Source organism: Vibrio sp. TH_r3, assembly GCF_033101115.1.
Taxonomy (GTDB): domain Bacteria; phylum Pseudomonadota; class Gammaproteobacteria; order Enterobacterales; family Vibrionaceae; genus Vibrio.
This window is the reverse complement of sequence record NZ_JAWMPW010000078.1, coordinates 1-694: the sequence shown is the minus strand read 5'-3', so window position 1 is coordinate 694 and position 694 is coordinate 1. Positions and strand designations below refer to the sequence as shown.

Genomic DNA, 694 nt, shown 5'->3' with positions numbered 1-694 from the left:
CGAGCGAGATGATAGAGCCTTTGTTCAGCAAAGGCTTTCTTGCTTTCCCGTAGCAATCCAGAGAATTTTACTTAAAGAGTATATCTCAAAGCCAACCAAGTTTGAGCGCAATAGTTACCTACGTATAACGACAGGCCAGATTGCAAATAAGCTGTCTATCTCGTTGACCCAACTGGAGTTAAATCTATCGGAAAATGATTTACGCGAAAAAGCTAAACATTTAGCTACTTCCGTATTGGCTATTCGTCGTCAGTATCTCAACGATGCTTTAGCGATAGAGCCCGTTAAAGGATTGATTACACAGCAAGGTATTGTACTTAGCTCGGTTCAGCGTTCTATTCAGGGTGAAATGGGGCGTTATAGTGATCATAAATGGTGGTTACGAAAGCTTAGAAAAGTACTCAGACGGAATATTGAAGCGGTTCTTCATCATTTAAATCAGGTAAACAAGATAAAGAGTTTGTATTGTTCTAATCCTACTTTAACGGCTAGATTAAACCAAAAGGCTTATCAAAAAGAGTATTTAGCTAATACGATAGCGACTAATGAACTAGGACAAAGTTTTTCTTTATTAGAGTTATCTCAAAAAGGGGTATCTGATCCAAAAATCAGAAAAGGGGAATTAATGGTGCGTGCAAGAGGTTTTGAAGATATGGCGAAAGAGCTAAACCATGAAGCCGGATTTCTTACTATA

1 protein-coding gene is annotated in these 694 nt (G+C 38.3%); it reads left to right on the top strand.

Going from position 1 to position 694, the window contains the following annotated elements:
• On the top strand, positions 1 to 694 hold a 694-nt coding region (locus R3X26_RS18830), incomplete at both ends, for a replication endonuclease (RefSeq protein ID WP_317718853.1).